We start from the raw sequence: 1,500 nt of genomic DNA on the forward strand, positions 1-1,500 counted from the left end.
ATATTGGCTACACTTGTAATCACCTAATGTCCAACTTGGACAGATAACAAAAGTATTTGCCGCTTGCAGTTCATTGATCATCAATCGAGAGGAAGAAGTGGTAAGCCAATGTTTTACCTTAGAAATATCCACCCCAGAAGAATCGAGCAATACCTCAGCATCTCGCCTAGTCAAAGTATTACAAAAGACGATTCGCTCAGGGTAGCACTCCTCAGGTTTGACGGCACAGTCGCAAGCTAAAATGTATTGCTCTCTATTTAGGGGGAAAACGCGACCTTCCACGGAAGTGGTGTCACCAATAGCGAAGACTAAATCGTGGTTATCTTTATCAACACAATTCATGTCGCTATAACTTGTAATAGCCAACTCGACGTCGTTATACACTCTAAAAGAGCTAATTACCTTCGCGACCAATTCAGGGGCAAATGAATCAGATATCGCAATAGAGTACCGATCAAACATATCTACTTGAGCCAATTCGTCAAATAATTGGTCATATAAAGACATTGTTCTGTCTGTATAACTAAGCAATATTTGGCCATGTTTAGTCAGATTGAATCCATCTTTTCGATCGAAGACTTCAGCCCCTATAGTACATTCAAGTTTTTTAATATGTTGTGAAACGGCTGGTTGGGTTAAATATAGACTTTCTGCTGCCGCAGTAAAACTTCTATGCCTTGCAACATGTGAAAAAGTGCGCAAGTACTTTACATCGATGGTACGTTTATTAGCTTTCATTTAAATAACACCAAGACCCAATAATTTTCCGATAGTTATAATTTTTATAAATCCATAAAGCTACAGATGAAGCCAGTTAATAAATAGCTCCCCTCTATAACTCAGTGTCTTATTTTACGTCTAAGCATTAAACAGTTGTATAAGAAACCAATTGCTTACTCATTGAGTTTACCACTGATCCGACAAGATAAAAAACATTGTAAATATCTGTTTTAACTATTATTTCATGTTGCGAAATAATTAATTAAAAAAAGATAACTTTATAATATTGTGTCTTAATCACCCCCTTTATAAGGTCTAAATCCCCCTTTAATTTTAAGTAATTACTTAATAATATTCATATTGGTTTATTTCATAACAAACAATATACATTATATGAACGACAATATTATTAATAGAAATTAAGTAATTATAAGAATACGTATATATAAGTATAAGTTACCGTTATTAAAAATCAATTCAAGACTAACCCACTTATACTCGAACGAAAATAGCAAACGTTTGCCATTTTCGTTCGAACTATAATATGGATTTAAAACGAATGTAAATACGACTATTCAATTAATAATGTTGTATAGATCATGATTCTGGCCATGAGATATGCTTATCATTCAGCTTTAACTTGGTTTCTTTTACGATATTCAAGCGGAGAACAATCATTTTCTCGTTTGAATATCTGCCTAAAAAACTGTGTATCAACATAACCAGATCGACTTGCAACTTCATCAATTGACAACTTTGTTGACCTCAACAGTTCTTTTG

General features: G+C 33.9%; 2 protein-coding genes. Both read right to left on the minus strand.

Annotated elements, in window-relative coordinates; translation table 11 throughout:
- Positions 1-738, minus strand: a 738-nt coding sequence (locus R7P69_RS24595; protein ID WP_318121734.1) for a LysR family transcriptional regulator, incomplete at its 3' end; no start/stop codon positions are given.
- Positions 739-1,345: 607 nt separating this feature from the next.
- Positions 1,346-1,500, minus strand: a 155-nt coding sequence (locus R7P69_RS24600; protein WP_318121736.1) for a helix-turn-helix domain-containing protein, incomplete at its 5' end; no start/stop codon positions are given.

Source organism: Vibrio sp. 661 (assembly GCF_033339315.1).
Lineage (GTDB): Bacteria > Pseudomonadota > Gammaproteobacteria > Enterobacterales > Vibrionaceae > Vibrio > Vibrio alginolyticus.